Source organism: Enterococcus sp. DA9 (assembly GCF_008000875.1).
GTDB lineage: Bacteria > Bacillota > Bacilli > Lactobacillales > Enterococcaceae > Enterococcus_B > Enterococcus_B lactis.
The window spans coordinates 2,294,173-2,312,868 of sequence record NZ_CP042839.1 but is presented as its reverse complement, the minus strand read 5'-3'; the positions used below and the strand labels follow the sequence as shown (position 1 = coordinate 2,312,868).

At 38.5% G+C, this 18,696-nt stretch carries 18 protein-coding genes, 2 pseudogenes and 1 riboswitch; of the genes and pseudogenes, 14 read left to right on the top strand and 6 right to left on the bottom strand.

The features are described from left to right. Positions 1–72: 72 nt before the first annotated feature. From FTX43_RS12065 to FTX43_RS15445, 3 genes and pseudogenes are all read right to left on the bottom strand, one after another. Entirely contained in the window at positions 73–789 is a 717-nt protein-coding gene (locus FTX43_RS12065; protein ID WP_086307336.1) for a response regulator, read from the bottom strand. Beyond that, positions 764–1,543 carry a sensor histidine kinase gene (locus FTX43_RS15450; RefSeq protein ID WP_065763807.1) on the bottom strand — a complete coding sequence of 260 codons (780 nt, stop codon included), beginning with the start codon at positions 1,541–1,543 and terminating at the stop codon, positions 764–766. Before FTX43_RS15450 ends, FTX43_RS12065 begins: the two co-directional genes overlap by 26 nt. Before the next feature lie 405 nt (positions 1,544–1,948). Continuing rightward, positions 1,949–2,284 (bottom strand): annotated as a pseudogene (locus FTX43_RS15445) (histidine kinase); the annotation flags it as partial. 297 nt (positions 2,285–2,581) lie between these two features. Here FTX43_RS15445 and FTX43_RS12055 point away from each other — a divergent pair. Together FTX43_RS12055 and FTX43_RS12050 are read left to right on the top strand one after the other, a co-directional pair. Continuing rightward, on the top strand, positions 2,582–3,106 hold the full coding sequence (locus tag FTX43_RS12055; RefSeq protein WP_002292922.1) for an NfeD family protein: 525 nt from the start codon (positions 2,582–2,584) through the stop codon (positions 3,104–3,106). 15 nt (positions 3,107–3,121) lie between these two features. Next, positions 3,122–4,621 (top strand): flotillin family protein, encoded by a 1,500-nt coding sequence (locus FTX43_RS12050; RefSeq protein ID WP_002309508.1) that lies wholly within the window; start codon positions 3,122–3,124, stop codon positions 4,619–4,621. An 85-nt stretch (positions 4,622–4,706) separates the two neighbouring features. Here the strand turns inward: FTX43_RS12050 and FTX43_RS12045 are convergent, their stop codons facing one another. Continuing rightward, entirely contained in the window at positions 4,707–5,309 is a 603-nt protein-coding gene (locus FTX43_RS12045) for an aromatic acid exporter family protein (protein ID WP_002292924.1), read from the bottom strand. Between the two features lie 104 nt (positions 5,310–5,413). Between FTX43_RS12045 and FTX43_RS12040 the strand changes: the two genes are divergently transcribed. Beyond that, positions 5,414–6,370, top strand: a complete 957-nt coding sequence (locus tag FTX43_RS12040) for an aromatic acid exporter family protein (RefSeq protein ID WP_002313853.1) — start codon at positions 5,414–5,416, stop codon at positions 6,368–6,370. Positions 6,371–6,534: 164 nt separating this feature from the next. Here the strand turns inward: FTX43_RS12040 and FTX43_RS14985 are convergent, their stop codons facing one another. Next, positions 6,535–6,681, bottom strand: coding sequence for a hypothetical protein (locus FTX43_RS14985; RefSeq protein WP_171847347.1), 147 nt, complete (start codon positions 6,679–6,681; stop codon positions 6,535–6,537). Next, positions 6,666–7,622 (bottom strand): Gfo/Idh/MocA family protein, encoded by a 957-nt coding sequence (locus FTX43_RS12035; protein WP_002319932.1) that lies wholly within the window; start codon positions 7,620–7,622, stop codon positions 6,666–6,668. The genes FTX43_RS14985 and FTX43_RS12035 overlap by 16 nt, the downstream gene beginning before the upstream one ends. Before the next feature lie 173 nt (positions 7,623–7,795). On the opposite strand from FTX43_RS12035, the gene FTX43_RS12030 reads away from it, so the two are divergent. The 11 genes and pseudogenes from FTX43_RS12030 (at position 7,796) to FTX43_RS11975 (ending at position 18,601) form a co-directional block, all read left to right on the top strand. Next, positions 7,796–8,356, top strand: a complete 561-nt coding sequence (locus FTX43_RS12030; protein WP_002293272.1) for a hypothetical protein — start codon at positions 7,796–7,798, stop codon at positions 8,354–8,356. Continuing rightward, a complete protein-coding gene (locus FTX43_RS12025; RefSeq protein ID WP_002344160.1) occupies positions 8,349–9,173 on the top strand; it encodes a D-alanyl-D-alanine carboxypeptidase family protein in 825 nt (274 codons plus the stop codon). Before FTX43_RS12030 ends, FTX43_RS12025 begins: the two co-directional genes overlap by 8 nt. 9 nt (positions 9,174–9,182) lie before the next feature. After that, entirely contained in the window at positions 9,183–9,800 is a 618-nt protein-coding gene (locus tag FTX43_RS12020) for a glycoside hydrolase family 73 protein (RefSeq protein WP_002309502.1), read from the top strand. Between the two features lie 17 nt (positions 9,801–9,817). Then, the gene (locus FTX43_RS12015; protein ID WP_073490710.1) at positions 9,818–10,501 is read left to right on the top strand and encodes a hydrolase; all 684 of its coding nucleotides are present in this window, start codon (positions 9,818–9,820) and stop codon (positions 10,499–10,501) included. 682 nt (positions 10,502–11,183) lie between these two features. Next, positions 11,184–12,470 carry an ABC transporter substrate-binding protein gene (locus FTX43_RS12005; RefSeq protein WP_002309499.1) on the top strand — a complete coding sequence of 429 codons (1,287 nt, stop codon included), beginning with the start codon at positions 11,184–11,186 and terminating at the stop codon, positions 12,468–12,470. Between the two features lie 15 nt (positions 12,471–12,485). Next, complete coding sequence (locus FTX43_RS12000) at positions 12,486–13,373, top strand: carbohydrate ABC transporter permease (RefSeq protein ID WP_002313850.1); 888 nt, start codon at positions 12,486–12,488, stop codon at positions 13,371–13,373. A gap of 16 nt (positions 13,374–13,389) precedes the next feature. Beyond that, positions 13,390–14,226: a carbohydrate ABC transporter permease gene (locus tag FTX43_RS11995; protein WP_073490709.1), complete on the top strand. Its 837-nt coding sequence runs from the start codon at positions 13,390–13,392 to the stop codon at positions 14,224–14,226. A 2-nt stretch (positions 14,227–14,228) separates the two neighbouring features. Beyond that, a complete protein-coding gene (locus FTX43_RS11990; RefSeq protein WP_147607084.1) occupies positions 14,229–14,852 on the top strand; it encodes a hypothetical protein in 624 nt (207 codons plus the stop codon). Beyond that, positions 14,849–16,141: pseudogene (locus FTX43_RS11985) on the top strand (Gfo/Idh/MocA family protein). Before FTX43_RS11990 ends, FTX43_RS11985 begins: the two are co-directional and overlap by 4 nt. Positions 16,142–16,497: 356 nt before the next feature. Next, a riboswitch (purine riboswitch) is annotated at positions 16,498–16,595 on the top strand. A gap of 114 nt (positions 16,596–16,709) precedes the next feature. Next, positions 16,710–17,291, top strand: coding sequence for a xanthine phosphoribosyltransferase (locus FTX43_RS11980; protein WP_002292242.1), 582 nt, complete (start codon positions 16,710–16,712; stop codon positions 17,289–17,291). A gap of 2 nt (positions 17,292–17,293) precedes the next feature. Further along, positions 17,294–18,601 (top strand): nucleobase:cation symporter-2 family protein, encoded by a 1,308-nt coding sequence (locus FTX43_RS11975; protein WP_002292241.1) that lies wholly within the window; start codon positions 17,294–17,296, stop codon positions 18,599–18,601. Positions 18,602–18,696: the final 95 nt, after the last annotated feature.

Genomic DNA, 18,696 nt, shown 5'->3' with positions numbered 1-18,696 from the left:
CGTTTATTCGGAAAAAAGGCTGTGACAAGACTTTTGTCACAGCCTTTATTTAGTATTAGATAACTCGATGACTCAACAATAATCCGTGAGTTTTTTCCGCCCCTTCTTTGTCAATTCATAACAGATTAGTGGTCGGCCAATCTCCAAATATCTGATTCTTTCATTCAGTATATCTTGTTCCACCAAAAAATTTAAATATTTCTTGACGGAGATACGTGAAAGTGCACTTTTTTGAGCCAGTTCTTTTGTTGAAAAAATAGTCTCTGCTTTTAGGATAGATGCACAGATTTTTTTTAAAGTCAGTTTTGACAGACCTTTAGGCAAATCAATGAATGAAGGTGCTTCGTGAATGGGAGTAGTATGGTTGAATACTTGATCGATCAATTTCTGATCTGCTTTTTCAGTCGTTTGGATCGTCTGAGAGAAAGCAAGGTATTTTTCAATCGCCAACTGGAAACGTTGCAAAGTGAAGGGTTTGATCAAATAATCTAAGGCACCATATCGAATCACATTTTTTATGGTTTCGATATCATCTGCAGCGGTTATCAAGATCACTGGGATATCATTTCCTTGCTGTCTCAGCCAAGATAAAAAATGGATACCACTTTCGCCAGGCATATATACATCAAGCAACAGCAGATCTGCGTTTTTTTGTCTGAAATATTTTTTTCCTTCTTCTACATTTCTGAAACTTTCGATTACGTTCATATTAGGTATACTTTCCACAAACGTACGATTCAATTCTGCAACCATTGGATCATCTTCAATTATTAAGACATTTGTCATCATTTTGATCTTCCTTTTTTGGTAATTCTAGATAGACGATTGTACCGCCATTTGCTTGTTTGGAAAATTCTAAGATCCCACCGTGACGTTTGACAATTGAATGGATGATATTCAACCCATATCCACGATTGATTCCTTTCGTCGAAAAACCTAGCGTAAATATTTTTTCTGAGATTTCTTCTGATATTCCGACACCGTCATCGCAGACGGTCACGATGAATACTTCCGCTTCTGTGTCATAGTTTAAATGGAGCCGAACCTGTCCGTTTCTTTCAGGCATTTGAAGTACGGCTTCTTTAGCATTATCAAGTAAGTTCCCTAACACTTGCAAAAGTGAATGGATGGAGTCGTCCATCTCCATTTTAGGGATAAAAGAATCGCTTTCTAACAACATTTCAACAGATTGTTCTTTGGCTTCATTTATTTTGCCTAATAAAAAACCGGCAATCGCAGGGACTTTGATCAGATTTGAGACTTGACCGATCTCTTTTTTATAATTTTGATTTAGCTGTTGGATAAAATGGGTGACTTCTTCATACTTCTTCAAGTCAATCAAGCCAGAAATGACGTGAAGTTTATTCATAAATTCATGAGTTTGGGCTCTCATAGAGTTTATATATTGTTTCGTCCCTCCGAGCTCCTCCATTAATTTCATTACTTCTGATCGATTTCGTAAAGTTGCGACTGCTCCTAAAAAACGGTCATTGCTAAAAAGAGGTGTAACGCTAGAAATAGTTTCTATCCCATTTAAATACATGGATTGAGTCCGAACAGTCGTTTGATGATCGATTGTCTCTTTAAACAATACGTCATATAGATTATCGCTGATTTTTTTTCCTACTTCGAAATCCGACAGCCGTTTTGTTTGATAGAAAATATTTTTTGCAGGTGTATTGATCAAGAGGATAGTTTTATCAGAAGAGATGGCCAGTATTCCTTCATCTACTTCATTTTCGATAATCGTTTTTTCGCTTAACTGTTCCGCTATTTCTTGCGGTTCAAGTCCAAGCAGTACTTTTTTCATTTTTTGGGCAAGAAAAACGGCGCCTATGATGCCTACGATAAGCCCGATGATCAATGAAAAAACAATCATTTTTTGTCCATCTTTGACCTGATTGTCGATCGTGTTGTTCGTCAAGCCAACACAAACTGCACCAATAATCTCTTGATCATAATAAATAGGGACGAAATAACGGAAGCCGAACCCTAACATTCCTTCTTTTTCAGAGAAAAATTCTTGTCCTCCAATCACTTTTTTCACATCTTCATGACTTGAGAAAGGAAGACCGATGTAACTTGGGTCTGCATGAGAATATCGAATGTCTTCAGGGTCCATGACAACAATAAAATCTAAATTCGATGCTACCATGATTTCATTTGTGATTCCTTGAATCACATGTGTCGGATCACCAGTCTGAAGCTTTTTTTGGATGAGTTTATCGCTGGCAACGATTTTAGCGATACTAGAGATTCTATCTGACACACTCGATCGGTTCATCGAAAGAATAAAATTCCTAATCAATATGGCAGAAACAATCAAAGAAACGAATGTGGAGAAACAAACGACAAGAATGATCGTATTTTGGAGCTTTAATGGTTTTTCTTAAGGAAAGGAAACATAGGCTACCTCGAAAGAATTTATTGTGAAAATTTTAACATGAAAAACAAAAATTAACAAATTGGCATTGATAAATAGATGCTTTCTATGAATAAATACCTTTGAATTGGTGAAAGAAGCTATACAGAATTTTCAAACATTGGTATGATAGACGTAGAAATGGAAGGAGGCGTGTATATGATAGGGGGAATCGCACTTGAGACGATTTATTGGTATACATTGCTGATTTGTGCGGGGTTGGCAGTTCTTTTGATTATTTTTGGAGATGTCTTCGATTTTGATGGCCCACTTGATCCAATGCTTATTATACCCTGGCTAACTTTTACAAGTTTGTTTGGTTTTCTTGGTGAGCGTCTAACGGATCAATCCTCTTTATTTTTATTTATTGCCAGTGGAGCCATATCGACAGTTTTGGTATTTTTGCTTAATTTCTATCTATTGATGCCGATGAAACATGCCGAATCAACGATGTCGTCTTCTGAAAAGACTTTGGAAGGGCAAGTAGCTGTTGTGATCACACCAATCCCTGTACGGGGCATGGGAGAAATCCAATTAAAAAGTGTTACCGGTTCCATCAGTCGTCCTGCTTGTTTCTACAGCCCCCAAGAACAGATAGCGGAGCGGGGAACGAAAGTATTGATCATTGAGATCAAGGAAAGAATCTGTTATGTCATGCCTTATGAAAGCATGATAAAAGCTTAAAGGAGCGTATGTTAAATGGGAATACCAATTGTTTTTATCGCGATCGCAATCGCAGCGTTGATTTTGCTGATGCTACTGATCGTCTTTGTAGCGAAGTACCAAACAGCAAAACCAGATGAAGCGTTGATCATCAGTGGAAGTTATTTAGGAAGCAAAAATGTACACAAAGATGAAAGTAACAACAAAATCAAAATCGTGCGAGGAGGCGGAGCGTTCGTCTTGCCGGTTTTCCAACGTTCGAATCGAATCAGTCTATTATCCAGCAAATTGGACGTTTCTACTCCAGAAGTGTATACAGAACAAGGTGTACCGGTGATGTGTGACGGTACTTCGATCATCAAAATTGGTTCTTCTGTAGAAGAGATTGCTACAGCAGCAGAACAGTTTTTAGGTAAGACTAGAGAAGAATTGGAGAATGAAGCAAGAGAAGTATTGGAAGGTCACTTACGCTCGATTCTAGGTTCTATGACTGTAGAAGAAATCTACCAAAATCGTGATAAGTTCAGTCAAAGCGTACAAGAAGTCGCTTCTGTAGACCTTGCAAAAATGGGATTGATCATTGTTTCTTTCACTATCAAAGAGGTCAGAGACAAAAATGGTTATCTCGACTCTTTAGGGAAACCAAGAATCGCCCAAGTCAAAAGAGATGCAGATATAGCAGAAGCAGAAGCTTTAAAAGAAACGCGTATCAAAAAAGCTCAAGCAGAAAAAGAATCACAAGCAGCTGAATTACAACGACAAACAGAAATTGCAGAATCATTGAAAGAAAAAGAATTGAAACTAGCAACCTACAAACAAGAACAAGATGTTGCTAAAGCGAAAGCAGACCAAGCCTACAACTTGGAAAGTGCCAGAGCACAACAACAAGTAATCGAACAAGAAATGCAGATCAAAATCATAGAACGTCAAAAACAAATCGAATTGGAAGAAAAAGAAATTACACGTCGAGAAAAGCAATATGATTCGGAAGTGAAGAAAAAAGCAGATGCCGATCGTTACGCTAAAGAACAAGAAGCACAAGCTCAAAAAGTCAAAGAAGTGACCGAAGCCGAAGCCGAACGTTTCCGTGTGGAAGCACTAGCAGAAGCAGAAGCCAATAAGACAAGGTTAGCTGGACAGGCAGAAGCAGAAGCAGCATTAGCAAAAGGAAAAGCAGAAGCCGAAGCAAAACAAAAAATTGCCAATGCCTTCAAGGAATATGGCGAAGCAGCTGTCTTGAGTATGGTTATCGATATGCTACCGCAATTGATGCGCGAAGCAGCACAGCCGCTAGGAAATATCGAAAAAATCTCTGTTGTCGATACAGGAAACAGCTCAGGAGAAACCAGTGGAGCGAACCGAGTGACAAATTATGCCACAAACTTGCTTTCTACTACTCAAGAAACATTAAAAGCGACAACAGGACTTGACTTGAAGGAAATCGTAGAGAATTTGTCGACACGTGGGACTACTAGCCAAGTAAATATGTATGAAGCGCCAAAAGAGGCAGAACAACACGCGATGAAGGAAGAATAAAGTAGTACACTTCACCGATCAATAAAAAATGGAGGAAGACTTTTCAAGTTCTTCTCTCCATTTTTTATGTTATTTCAAAAGAAAATCAGTCCTCGCTATTTTTCTTTTGTTTTTGGATCTTAGCTTCTATCTCTTGTAAACTTGTTCGCAGCAATCGTTCTTTCTTTTGGAGTTCGACCAAATCTTCTGATAGTTCTTCCTTCTTTTCTGTTTCAGGCGGACGAAGAAAGAAATTGATACCAATCGCAATGAATGTTCCTATAAAAGTATCTAGTACTCGTTGGATCGCGTACAAAGCAGATTCACCTTGAGGGATACTCAATGCAATCAGCAATAACGTAGCGATTGCGGAAATGATGCCAGAATTATTGTTGATGCCATCTGACACGACAATTACAATAATTACTAGAATAGGAAGCAGGATCAATTCTACCAAAAAATCATTGTGAAAATAGCTTTTGACAAAAAAATAAATGATAGCTAGTGTACCACCTAATGTGTTGCCAATGATCCTAGATTTTCCAAAAGAAACGGTTGTAGTCAAGTCCTGACGCAAAGAAAAAACAGCAGATAATGCAGCAATCATTGGGATTCCTCGTTGAGTCAAATGAAAAAACAAGATACATAAAAAAACAGCTAAGGCACTTTTGATCGTACGCATACCTAGTCGAAAACGGCCAAATTGCATAGAGATTCTCCTTTTTGGTCTTTTTACTATCATACCTAAACTTTTGTCTGATAGCTAGTTTTTCATTATTCAAGTATAATTAAAATAAAAAAAGGGGGAAGTAAATGCGTATAGGAATGCGAACAGTCAAAACAGTGATCAGTGTCTTCTTTTCGATGGTCACAGCGGGTAGCTTATCGCTGTTGTATTGGCCAGCAGCAGGAATCATTGCATTATTGAGTGTGGGAAATACAAAACGCTCTACATTGCGTACAGGGATGAATCGAATCGCAGCCTTTATACTAGCTACAGCAACAGCGCTGTTCAGTTTTTTTGCTGTTGGGTATACTATTTTTGGCTTCAGTCTTTTTTTATTCCTGTTCATCCCGCTTGCCTCTCGCTTCAAATTAACTGAAGGAATCGTCGTAAATTCGGTTTTGGTCACTCATTATTTAGTGGAGGAAAACATGTCTTGGCAGCTGATCGGCAATGAAGCGGGTTTAATGGCGATTGGATTAGTATTTGCTTTGCTTGCGAATGTCTATATGCCAGATCGTACGAAACAGCTGAAGGAAAACCAAATACAGATCGAAAAAGAATTTCGGAATATCTTGAGACAAATGGCAGAATTTCTTTTATCGGAAAATAAAGGAGATGTGCAGATCAAATGCGAACATTTGCTGACATTCATTCGCGAAAGCCAAGAAGATGCCAGAGAACATCAAGAAAACTACTGGCTCAGACAGCCGCTATACTATGAAACTTATTTCTCTATGAGACGAGCACAGGTCAATGTGATTAAAGACATGTTGGAAAATCTAAAGCGGATCCAACAACCCGCTTATTATGGAAAACATATCTACGGTTTATTGATTTATACGGCAGAAACATTTTCAGAGTCAAATGATGGCAGACAAATCTTAGCACGTATTGAAGAAGTTTATGTATTGTATCGGCAAATGCCTCTGCCGACTAGCCGCCCTGAATTCGAGGACCGAGCAGAATTGTTCCAGTTTTTGCAGTCTTTTAAAAGTTTTATTGAAATCAAGGCAGAATTCTCCCAACAAAAAATCAAAAAATAGAGGTTTTGAATTCAGCTAATACTTAGGTCAAAGCGCTGATTTCACAACCTCTTCCTTAAACGGTGTTCTCCTGCCAACTCCTCGGTCACAAGTCACAATATTCAACAAACATGAGAAGCTGTTTTTTGAAATTGCTCCTTGTGACTCGGAGCTGAACGGCAGGCTCACAACCTCTTGGTAAACAAGCTTGCATCTGCTGGAATAAGTCCAGCCAAACGAAAAATAGGAGGAGCTATTTTTCGTTTGGCTGTTCTTATTACTTGATGCAGACCAGCTTTTTCACGACCTTTTAAAATTACATATTTTGCCATAAAACTTGCATTTGATCCAAGATGTCGATGACATCTTTTGTCAAGAAGAGAGAACGATTTGGCAAGTCACCTTCGATCATGTGTACCATATTGTTTATTTCGTAATTCATGGCTTCAGAAGTACTTCCGCTTTCGATGAATTCCTTCGTACCGTCTGTAAATAGGATCTCCGCACGATCCGCACGAGGATAATCAGCAATCGTCACATAGCCGTTTTCAAAGGCAACGATCCCGACTTTTGGCATTTTTGCCTGAAAAGTCAAGCTGACAGCAGCAAGTTCATTTTCTTTGTTGCGCAAAATAGTGACTGATTGCTCGTCTACGCCTGTTTCAAAAGGGACCATTGTAGAGGCAACTACTTCAGGCTGAGAACTCAAAAAGAAACGAGCAAAAGATACCGCATACGTACCGATATCCAATAGAGCTCCACCAGCTAATTCAGGATTGAAGAATCGGTTTTCTGGATCTGGTTCCTTATAACTGCCGAAAGGTGCTTGGATCATTTTTAAAGCCCCTAGTTTTCCTGTATCCATTATTGAACGTAATTGCTGATAAAGCGGCATGTTGAAGATAGTCATGGCTTCTGCTAAAATCAGATTCTTTTCTTCTGCTAAACGCATAGCGTCAGCTAGTTCTTTTTTGTTCATCGTGATAGCTTTTTCGCATAAGACGTGTTTGCCTGCTTCCAATGCTGCCAAGATATGGTCGATATGCTGTTTATTTGGTACAGCAATGTATATGATGTCGATTTCAGCATCGTCTAACATTTCTTGATAGCTTCCGTAAGCTTTTGGAATATTGTAACGGTGTGCGAATTTTTCCGCTTTTTCTGAAGTTCTGGAAGCAACCGCTGTTAGTTCACTTGTCTCTTGATTGAAGCTTTCGGCAAACTCATGTGCGATGGTACCGAGACCCACGATTCCCCATTGATATTTTTTCATCTGAAAATGCTCCTTCATAGTTAGATTGAGATTCTTTTCTGTCTATTATTATAACAAAAATCACGAAGAATGAAGGGGAGAGGACTTGAAACATTAAAAAAAATGAAAGCAGCGATTTAACAGGTGCTTTTTGACTAAAACTTAAGTAGAATAGTTAAAAGGAGGGGATAAACGTGCATCAAGTATATATTGATCTTATTATGAGTGTATTATTGGAACAGTTTGAAACTGAAAAAAATTTTTTAGATGAATACTTGCTGATCAGCCCAGAACAATGGCAAAAATGGAAAGATGGCGAGAAAAATTTGCCTTCTGAAGCGATGCAGAAAGTAAAAAATCTTTTCACTGATTATGAATGGATGCTTACGCAAAAGATTTTGCGTCAAACGATTATTTTTCCCGAGAAACGAAATATTGCTGTTGCAGAGTATAAACAAATTAAAACACGTATCGCGCAAAAATGGCTAAGCAGCAAAGCAGCAAAAGTCGAGCTGATCCCTTTGAAAAACAATCAGCAGGCTGGTAGATACCTTGACTTGAAAGTAAGTATTCAATATGATGAATGGGGCTATGATGATATTTTGAATTTTCGTTTGCCAGCAGATGTTCAAAAACAGATTGAAGGAGAAAAAATCGAACTTCTTGATTGGGTGAATGAAAATCTGGAAGAAACTTACGTTCATGATACGAACGGGGAACGTGAAGAACAACGAAAGGATTTTTCAAGTGAATAAATTTTTAGGATTTGGAGCAGTTGTGATTATGATCGCAGCAATGGGCTATGTTATTTTTAGCGATGATGACGCGCATGTTCAAGCTGGCAATCAAACGGTCGAACGAACAAGCACCAAAACAACTGCTAGTAAAGAAAAGAACAGTCAAACAACAAGCAGCAAGGCAAAGGACAAAGAAACACAAGATCGTACATCCAAACAATTGCCAGATGTTAAAACAGACGATTGGCAACTAGTTTTGGTTGGTCCAGATCACAAATTAGAAAAAGAAATCGATGAGTCTACTCAATTGGCATCATTGAGTAATGGATATTTGATCGACAAACGCATTGCTCCGGAATATGAAGCATTTGCTAAGGCTGCCGAAGCAGCTGGGTTTCCGTTAGTTATGGTCTCAGCTTACCGGTCTGTATCATCCCAACAACAAGTTTTCGAACAAAATGTCCAAGATGTGATGAGTCGTCAAGGTGTATCAGAAGAGGAGGCGACAAAAATCACTAAAGAAACGATTACGGAGCCAGGATACAGCGAACACCACACAGGTCTGGCAGTCGATGTCGTCGATCAAAACTGGTACAACAGTTATCCTTCTACTGTATTGGATGCAAGTTACGGAGATCAGCCTGGAGCTAAATGGATCGCAGATAATGCTGCCCAGTATGGATTTATCGTTCGTTATCCAAAAGGACGCGAAGATATAACTAAAATCACATATGAACCTTGGCACTTACGTTATGTCGGTAAAGAAAATGCTGAGTATATCACCAAACACCAATTGACGCTAGAAGAATATCTGAATGAATTAAATGAAAAGTAGGAATTGATCATGGCGAAAAAAAAGTGGAAAAAGCAAAAGCGCAAGAACATCCGTTGGCCAGCAGTGGTTGCCGGTGTAGTAGTGATACTCCTAGCCTTTGTTTTTTCCTTGAAGAATCTGTCTTCTCCTTTTACTGATAATCAGCAAGAAAATGAAGCGCAATCCCATCAGCAATTTATTGAACGGCTTGTTCCACATGCCCAAGAACTACAAGATGGTTATGGAGTGCTTCCTAGTATCATTTTAGGACAAGCTATATTAGAATCGAATTGGGGAAAAAGTACCTTGGCTAGCAAATACAATAATCTTTTCGGGATCAAGGCTTATGGGGATCAGAAGAAAGTAAGCCTGGAAACAAAGGAATTTGTTAATGAAGAATGGATAACTATCCAAGGAGACTTCAAAGTGTATGATTCATGGGAACAGTCCATGGATGACCATACACAACTGTTCGTCCAAGGAGTAGATTGGAATCCTGCACTGTATGAAAAAGTGATTACGGCCACCAATTATCAGGAAGCCGCACAAGCATTGCAAGAGGCAGGTTATGCGACAGACCCCGGTTATGCGCAAAAAATCATCCAGGTCATCGAGACGTACCAGTTGAATCAGTATGACCGGAGATAGCAAAGGAGAAGTGGCTGATGGCAGAACAATTTACGCCGGAAATCATGACGGAATTGAGAAAAGATATCGTAAGAGTACCGGAAATCATTTTAGAAGCAAGCGGGATCAAGATATTTGGAAAATTGATTCGTTCGATCATCTTTACTACGGATATCGCAATCATACGAAATACAAATGCAAATGCAGTAATTGCTGTGTATCCTTTTACACCACATCCAGCAATTACTAAAAGTATCATTGAGGCAGCTGATATTCCAGTTTTTTCCGGTGTAGGAGGCGGATTGACACAAGGTGCTCGTTCTTCTTACATGAGCATGTTTGCAGAAGCGCAAGGTTCTTTAGGGGTTGTTTTGAATGGTCCTACGCCTTTAGAGACAGTGAAAGAAGTTTGTCGAGTAGTTGATATCCCAGTTATCAGTACGGTAACATCGAAATATACGGAAATTGATGAAAAGTTAGCAGCTGGTATTTCGATTATCAATATCAGTGCGGGAAAAGAAACTGTAGAAGCAGTACGTCATTTTCGTAAAAAGTATCCTGTACTTCCTATCATTGCGACAGGCGGTCCAACGGAAGAAAGTATTGCTGAGACCATTCAAGCAGGAGCAAATGCCATCACGTATACGCCGCCAAGTAGCGGAGAGCTTTTTAGTCGTAAAATGGAAAAATATCGGGAAACTGAGAAAAAGAATCATGAATAACAGGTGAGAATCAAAAGACGAGGAAGAGCAGATAGTGGCTCTTCCTCGTCTTTTGTACTCCAGTACTATTTGTTCGGAATTCAAAAAAAGAGAAATTTTTTTGTTTTTTTATCTGTAATGTACATAAGAATAGTTAAAATCTTTTGTTATTATTAGCATTCTAACAAAAAAATGTCTTGATTTATTGAAGCGCTTTCTATAGAATGAAAAACGAATAAAAACTAAAAAAGGCACCCGGCAATTTAGTAGCAGCTAAATCACCGGGGCTTGAAAAGTCAGCGGGAACTGACCAATCAAGTTGCCATAGTCAATGCTTGTGCATCAACGTGTATATTGTACCTAATTTCATACAGAATTACTAGTTATTTTTTCTGATTTTTTAGGGAATAATATACGCAGAGTGGCACGCTTATTTAGCTATGTCAAGGATATTGGACGGTTGTCTGATATCCTTTTTCTTTGCGCAATTATCCTCCCATCATTGAAGCAAGAAGCATTTGTAGCAATGGAAAAAAATCAGCACTATCTAATTTTCCTTGAAAGTATTGAGTTGTTCATCCTAGGCAGAACAAAAAGGCAAGCCTTGGTTTTTATTCGCCTTTAAAAAAGAGGATTTTATAAATATATACTGTATAAGAATACAGTATATTGAAAAATGTCAATGGAAGTAGAGGTGTAGGAAATGAAGAAAAAAATGAGAATCATCTTAGCATTAAGTGTTATATTATTATTCTTGACGGCTTGTGGGCAAGAAGAGGACGACGAAAAAATTACGTTGAACATGGCTTGGTGGGGTTCACAAGTTCGACACGATGCAACGGTAAAAGTAATCGAGCTTTACGAAGAAAAAAATCCTCATGTGACGATCGAGTATGAATTCTATGATTATGAAGGATATTACACAAAATTAGGTACGCTAGCAGCATCAAATGATATCTGGGATATTTTTCAATTAAATAATCAATTTCCTCAATACATCAATCAGATTGAACCATTAGATGAATATGTGGAAAAAGGGATAATTGATGTTTCTAATGCGGATGAATCCTATTTGGCAACGACGATTTACGACGGGCAATTAGTTGGACTGTCCAACGGGGTGAACTCGTTTGCGATTGCTTACAATAAAAATATATTTGAACAATTAGGTATCCCTGAACCTGCTTCCAATTGGACATGGGAAGAATTTGAACAAATCAGCTATCAAATTACTGAAGAATTAGGGATTTATGCTATTTCAAGGTTCGAAGATTTTATAGCTGGCTGTATTATTCAAATACCGCAAGTTGAGAAAGGATTGAATTTTTATAATCAGGAGGATTTATCTAACAGTTTGGGATTCGAAAATCCGGATTATTTAACAGATTTTTTCCAGCTGCGTAAAAATCTGGTAGACAAAGGTGCCCATCCAGAACCGGGTGGTGGAGCTGCAAGTACGACAGATCTGTCTTTTCAGGCAGTTAGAGATAGCGAAGCAGCGATGGTTTTTCTATCAAGTAACCAGTTGACAGAAATTTTGTCAGGCGCTCCTGAAGATATGGAAATTCGATTGATTAATCCTCCTCGCAGAAAAGCAGATGGAGAATCTGGTATTCCATTACGTTCTTCGCAAATGCTGAGTATGGCAAAAAATTCAGCACACAAAGAAGAAGCGGCTAAATTTATTGATTTCTTCCAAAACAGTGAAGAAGCCAATGAGATTTTAAAAGGAGAACGCGGTGTACCAATCATGTCCAATATTCGAGAACAACTCGCTCAGACAGATGATACAACTTTACAAGCGACATTCGACTATTTAGAAATGATATCCGATATGGACAACGGTGAAGTAAATGTTTTTGATAGCGCTTTAAATCCAGAAATCCAAGATCAATACAATCTTTTAGTAGAAAAAGTTATCTATGAAGAAATGACGGCAGAAGAAGCAGCAGAGAGTTTTTATGAGTTTGCTTCAAACGTTCTGGAATAGTAACAGGAGGAAAGCATGAAAAAAGAAAAACTAAAACGATTCATGAATCAAGATAACGTGGTCGGTTACGTATTTGCTTCTCCATTTATTCTAGGATTTCTATTGATAACGGTAATACCGATGATCTTGTCTCTTTATTATTCGTTTACCGATTATCGTCTGGGGAATCCAGTCTCATGGATCGGCTTGGATAATTATATAAAAATGCTAAGTGATGCTCGTTTTTTGAACTCCATCCGAGTCACTTTTCTCTATGTATTCGCCTCTGTGCCTGTGAAACTGATCTTTGGTCTATTGATTGCTTATCTTTTAACGAGAAATATCAAAGGGACGACTTTCTTTCGTTCTTTGTATTATGTACCTAGTTTGATTGGCGGCAGTATTTCTATTGCTCTAGTGTGGCGAGAATTATTTTCTAAAAATGGATTAGTGAATATTTTTCTAGAACGCCTAGGCGCACCAGCACTTTCTTGGTTTGGCGATCAAAAATTGGTCATGATCCCTCTTGTTTTGATGTCTGCTTGGCAATTCGGTTCGGCAATGATCATCTTTGCTGCAGGTATCAAAGAGATCCCAGCCTCGTATTATGAAGCGGCAGAGATCGATGGAGCGAATAAATGGCAGTCGTTTTACAAGATCACGCTACCTCTTCTTTCGCCAATCATTTTGTATAACTTAGTCATGCAGACGATTGCAGCGTTTATGACTTTCACGCAAGCGTTCATCATTACCCAAGGTGGTCCGAATGATGCCACGAACTTTTATGCTCTTTATGTGTATAACCAAGCATTCTCTTTTAATTCTATGGGGTATGCTAGTGCTATTTCGTGGATCATGCTGTTGATCATGGGTGCTGTCACCTTTCTGATTTTTAAATCATCAAAAAAATGGGTCGTTGTGTGAACGGGGGGAGGAAAAAATGAATAAAACAGTAATGAAATGGTTCCAGTACGGGTTTATTTTGCTATTAGGTCTAGTCATGATTTATCCAGTCTTGTGGATGATTGCCGGTTCTTTTAAAACGGATCAAGAGATTCTGAGTGGTTCACTGAATTTGATTCCAGAAACTTTTCGATGGGAAAATTACGCAGAAGGATGGGTAGGTTTTGCTGGAATCTCATTTTTCACGTTCTTTAAGAATTCGTTTGTCATTTCTGCAGTATCAACGATTGGGACAGTGCTGAGCTCGACTTGTATTGCTTACGCATTATCGAGGATCGATTTCAAAGGAAAAAGGTTTTGGTTCGTTGTCATGTTAGTAACGATGATGATTCCTGCACAAGTGATTTTGATTCCGCAGTTTATTATTTACAATCGGCTAAATTTGGTTGGTACATATGTGCCGCTGATTTTACCGCACTTTTTTGGACAAGCATTTTTTATTTATCAGATCATGCAATTCATGGTCGGCATTCCTAAAGAGTTAGATGAATCTGCGATTATTGACGGATGCAGCAAATATAGTGTCTTTACCAAAATTATTTTTCCTTTGCTAAAACCTTCGATCATCACCACGATCATTATCCAGTTTTATTGGAAATGGGATGATTTTATGGGACCGCTGATCTATTTGAACAAGCCGAGATCTTATACCGTATCGATTGCCATCAAATTATTTGCAGATGCTGGATCTAGCACGACTTACGCCAGTATGTTTGCGATGTCTACGCTGTCTCTGCTGCCGGTTTTTTTGATTTTCTTATTCTTCAATAAATATCTCGTCCAAGGAATCAGTACAAGCGGCTTGAAAGGCTGAAGATGAAAAAGCCAATAGAGGTGATGTTTCTTTACAAGATCAACTACTATTTCTGTCGGATTTTTTTAACCAGTCTTATCAGTCATGGTCTTTTCGCTTTTTTCCTAGGATGTTTTTTCACTTTAGGATTAACGCTTTCTGCTCATGTTGTCTATCTGATTTATTTTTTGATGATGTATCCTGCTTATTATCTATCTGCCCATTATTTGGCGGAAAAGAAGGTAGGTTGGCGGAAAGAAAAAATCAAAAGGTCATGTTTCATTGTTGCGTTGTTTCAGCTGTTCGTTCTTATTTTTGCAGCTGATTGGTATTTGTTCATAGAAAAGGCTGATGCTTGGTATCTGATTCCTTTTCTATTGTGTCTGTTGCTTTTTGTATCCCATGGTTTTTTTAGTACGCTAATTGATGTCTGCAAAGAAGAAAAAGCAGATAGTCTTATTTATTTGATCAAAAGAAATATCTGGCTGTTGTCAAAAAACGTCAAAGGGTTTCTGTGGTATTTTTGTCTTTTGTATGGGCTGTTTTGGTGTATACAATATGATCTGTTACTTACTGCATTGTTGTATCCCGGACTGCCGTTTGTCACAGCATGCTGGTTAAAAGAAAAGGAGAATGAGTTCAAATGAAGAAAAAATATGTACAAGTCGGTCTTGGCGGAAGAGCGCGCTTTTTTTATGAGGCAATTGCCTCTACGTATCATCGAACTTGTGAACTGGTCGGTTTTTGTGATGTGTCTCAAACAAGAATGGATTATGCAAATCGAGTACTTGTGAATAAGTATGGACAGAAGAAAGTAAAGACATGTATGCCATCGCAATTTGAACAGCTACTGGATGATGTACGGCCAGATGAAGTCATTATCACGTCAGTAGATCGAACTCATCATGATTATATCATTCGTGCAATGAGAAAAGGGTATGATGTTATTTGCGAAAAACCTCTGACTATTGATGAGGAAAAAGCGCAAGAAATAATAACTGTCCAAAAACAAACGGGAAGGAATCTGTGAGTCACTTTCAATTATCGTTATGCGCCATATCACACGAAGATAAAGGAACTGCTGGAAAAAGACATAATCGGCGATGTTTTCTCTATCCACTTTGAATGGTTGCTGAATACGCAGCACGGGGCAGATTATTTCAGAAGATGGCATCGAAATAAACACAATAGTGGCGGACTTCTCGTGCACAAATCTACCCATCATTTTGATCTGGTGAACTTTTGGTTGAGTAGCCAGCCAAAAAAGGTATTCGCATTTGGTGGATTGAATTTTTATGGAATGCATAATGCGGAAAAACGCGGAGTAGAAACATTTTACAGTCGATGCTATGGAAGCGAACTAGCCAAAAATGATCCATTTGCTATAGATCTATCAGCCAATGAGGAATTACGAGAAATGTATTTGGAAGCAGAAGAAGACAGTGGATACATTCGTGATCGCAGTGTATTTTCCGATGATATTTCTATTGAAGATACGTTAGGAGTGACGGTCAAATACGAGACCGGTACGATATTGACGTATTCGCTAAATGCGTATATGCCGTGGGAAGGATTCAATGTTTCTTTTAATGGCAGCAAAGGACGGATCGAAATGAAAGTGATCGAAAAGTCCTATATCAACGCTGGTGGAGATAAAAAAGATGAGGGAGCAGCCGTTCTTCAGTCCATCCAGGTCTATCCGATGTTCGGTAAACCCTATGAGGTAATCGTTGAACAAGAAGCAGGTGGACATGGCGGAGGAGATCCACGTTTGTTGGATGATCTATTTGGCGAAGTAAAGGAAGAAGATCCGTGGAATCGAGCAGCAACTCACGTAGATGGTATCCTGTCGATTTTGACAGGAATCGCAGCGAATCACTCTATTGCTTCAGGAAAAGCAGTGGCGATTGACGAACTTGTCAACTTCAAGGAATAAGAAGGAATTTACGAAAATTATTTCCTGTACGTTATAAATCTGTGCGCTATTGCCGTAGATTGTCTTTGGAACACTATTTATTCGAAAAAGGGGTTGTGACACGTTTTTTTTCACAATCCTTTTTGTGTGAAATAGAATTTTTGGATAAGTGAAAATAAAAATAACTATTTAAACCCGAACAAAAAAGAGTAATGCATTAAAAAACATTAGATTTTACAAAAAAATAAGTAAACCACGTTGTCAGTTTCAGAAAGTAGTGTTAGACTATTTTCAATATTTGAAACAACATTCTTTATTCAAATATGTCAAACTGCCTTCACGTGCAAAACAGTTGCAAGAAAATGATTTTACACTATTATTAGTTTTACATACCTACTTATATATCGTCATAATATGGATGACAGTTTCTAGCCAGTACCGTAAATGCTGGACTATAAGTAAAAGATTGGCTATTTCACCCTTCTTTTCTTATGATAAAGTGGAGGGTGTTTTTCTTTAACAGAAACATAGTAGGTTTTTGCACAAAAGCGGTTTTTTGGTATTAATAAATGATAAAGGAGCAAATAAAGTGAAAGAATTAGTTGAACGTATTCAAAAAGACGGACGTATATTAGGCGAGGGCGTACTAAAAGTCGACAGTTTCGTCACTCACCAAGTAGACCCTGTATTGATGGAACAAATGGGGCAACGGTTTGCAGAAGTATTTAAAGAACAAGGAATCACGAAAGTTGTGACCATTGAAGCTTCTGGGATCGCACCAGCTTTATTTGCTGCAAAAGAATTAGGTGTTCCAATGATCTTCGCCAGAAAAGCCAAAAGCTTGACGATGGATGAAGAATTATTGACGGCTTCTGTTTATTCTTTTACGAAACAAGTGACAAGTACGATTTCTATTTCTCGTAAATTCTTATCTTCAGAAGATAAAGTATTGATTATTGACGATTTCTTGGCAAACGGACAAGCGGCAAAAGGATTGATTGAATTATGCCAGCAAGCTGGAGCTCAAGTAGAAGGAATTGGGATCGTCATTGAAAAGTCTTTCCAAGATGGACGTCAGTTGCTTGAAGAAATGGGATTGAGAGTCGTTTCTCTTGCACGTATCGCTTCCTTGACGAATGGACAAGTTGAGTTTCTTGAGGAGGACGCATAATCGTGGAAAAAGAAACACAAAATGGAAAAGCCGCGGTTTTAGGGCTGCAGCATCTGTTAGCGATGTATGCAGGAGCAGTAGCGGTGCCTCTTTTGATCGGTACAGGACTAGGCTTTAATCAAGAACAGATGACTTACTTGATTTCAATTGACATCTTTATGTGTGGATTAGCAACATTATTGCAATTGACCGTTAACCGATTTTTCGGAATTGGCTTGCCTGTTGTTTTAGGATGTGCGATCCAAGCAGTAGCTCCGCTGATCTTGATCGGAACTAATGAAGGAGTAGGAGCTATTTATGGATCTATTATCGCTTCAGGTATCTTTGTTGTGTTAGTTTCAGGTATCTTTTCTAAAATCAAGAAATTATTCCCGCCTTTAGTAACAGGAACGGTTATCACCGTTATTGGTTTGACATTGATCCCAGTAGCAATTGAAAAAATGGGTGGCGGTAATGCAACAGCGGCTGATTTTGGTGACAAAACAAATCTACTACTTGCATTTGTGACGATTCTCCTCATTGTAGGTGTGCAAATGTTGGCAAAAGGGTTCATTCGTTCCATCGCGGTATTGATTGGTTTAGTCGGTGGAAGCATCTTAGCTGCTTTCATGGGAATGATCGATCTGAGTGCGATTGGAGATGCACCATTGTTCCATGTCCCACAACCCTTTTATTTTGGTAAGCCAACTTTTGATGTATGGTCGATTTTACTGATGATCATCATTTCTATGGTCAGTATGGTAGAATCAACGGGTGTATATTTTGCGCTTGGGGACATTACTGGAAAGAATGTTGGAGAAGAAGAATTGAAAAAAGGATATCGTGCAGAAGGACTTGCCGTTATCTTAGGCGGTATTTTCAATACATTCCCTTACACAGGCTTTTCTCAAAATGTCGGATTGGTTCAACTTTCGGGAATCAAAACGAGAAAACCTATTTACTTCTCTGCGTTCTTCTTGATTGTTTTAGGATTATTCCCTAAAATCGGTGCGTTAGCACAAATCATTCCTGAGCCGGTACTTGGTGGAGGAATGTTAGTCATGTTCGGGATGGTGGCAGTCCAAGGAATCCGTATGCTGTTGGAAGTTGATTTCAGTAATGATAAAAATCTATTGATTGTTGCTGTTTCTGTTGGATTTGGGCTAGGTTTCAATATTACGCCGACACTATTCAGTCAAATGCCTCAAACATTGCAAATGTTCACTGGCAATGGCATCGTAATGAGTAGTATTACGGCTATCATATTGAATCTGATCTTTAATGGTTTAAAAAAAGATGAAGAAATAGTAGAAGAAGCCTTCAAAAAATAATGAAGTAAAAGAAAAGTTGCGAAACCAGCGTTTTGAGTGAATATCGAGGGTCAGCTGTTTGAATACCATTTATACTAAAAAAAGGATGTGACATC

Coding starts and splice junctions, on each gene's coding strand:
- FTX43_RS12045 (WP_002292924.1), bottom strand. CDS start 5,309: ATGCAATTTGGCCGTTTTCGACTAGGTATGCGTACGATCAAAAGTGCC.
- FTX43_RS12020 (WP_002309502.1), top strand. CDS start 9,183: ATGGCGAAAAAAAAGTGGAAAAAGCAAAAGCGCAAGAACATCCGTTGG.
- FTX43_RS12035 (WP_002319932.1), bottom strand. CDS start 7,622: ATGAAAAAATATCAATGGGGAATCGTGGGTCTCGGTACCATCGCACAT.
- FTX43_RS12015 (WP_073490710.1), top strand. CDS start 9,818: ATGGCAGAACAATTTACGCCGGAAATCATGACGGAATTGAGAAAAGAT.
- FTX43_RS15450 (WP_065763807.1), bottom strand. CDS start 1,543: ATGTATTTAAATGGGATAGAAACTATTTCTAGCGTTACACCTCTTTTT.
- FTX43_RS11995 (WP_073490709.1), top strand. CDS start 13,390: ATGAATAAAACAGTAATGAAATGGTTCCAGTACGGGTTTATTTTGCTA.
- FTX43_RS12050 (WP_002309508.1), top strand. CDS start 3,122: ATGGGAATACCAATTGTTTTTATCGCGATCGCAATCGCAGCGTTGATT.
- FTX43_RS12040 (WP_002313853.1), top strand. CDS start 5,414: ATGCGTATAGGAATGCGAACAGTCAAAACAGTGATCAGTGTCTTCTTT.
- FTX43_RS12000 (WP_002313850.1), top strand. CDS start 12,486: ATGAAAAAAGAAAAACTAAAACGATTCATGAATCAAGATAACGTGGTC.
- FTX43_RS12065 (WP_086307336.1), bottom strand. CDS start 789: ATGATGACAAATGTCTTAATAATTGAAGATGATCCAATGGTTGCAGAA.
- FTX43_RS14985 (WP_171847347.1), bottom strand. CDS start 6,681: ATGGCAAAATATGTAATTTTAAAAGGTCGTGAAAAAGCTGGTCTGCAT.
- FTX43_RS12055 (WP_002292922.1), top strand. CDS start 2,582: ATGATAGGGGGAATCGCACTTGAGACGATTTATTGGTATACATTGCTG.
- FTX43_RS11990 (WP_147607084.1), top strand. CDS start 14,229: ATGAAAAAGCCAATAGAGGTGATGTTTCTTTACAAGATCAACTACTAT.
- FTX43_RS12005 (WP_002309499.1), top strand. CDS start 11,184: ATGAAGAAAAAAATGAGAATCATCTTAGCATTAAGTGTTATATTATTA.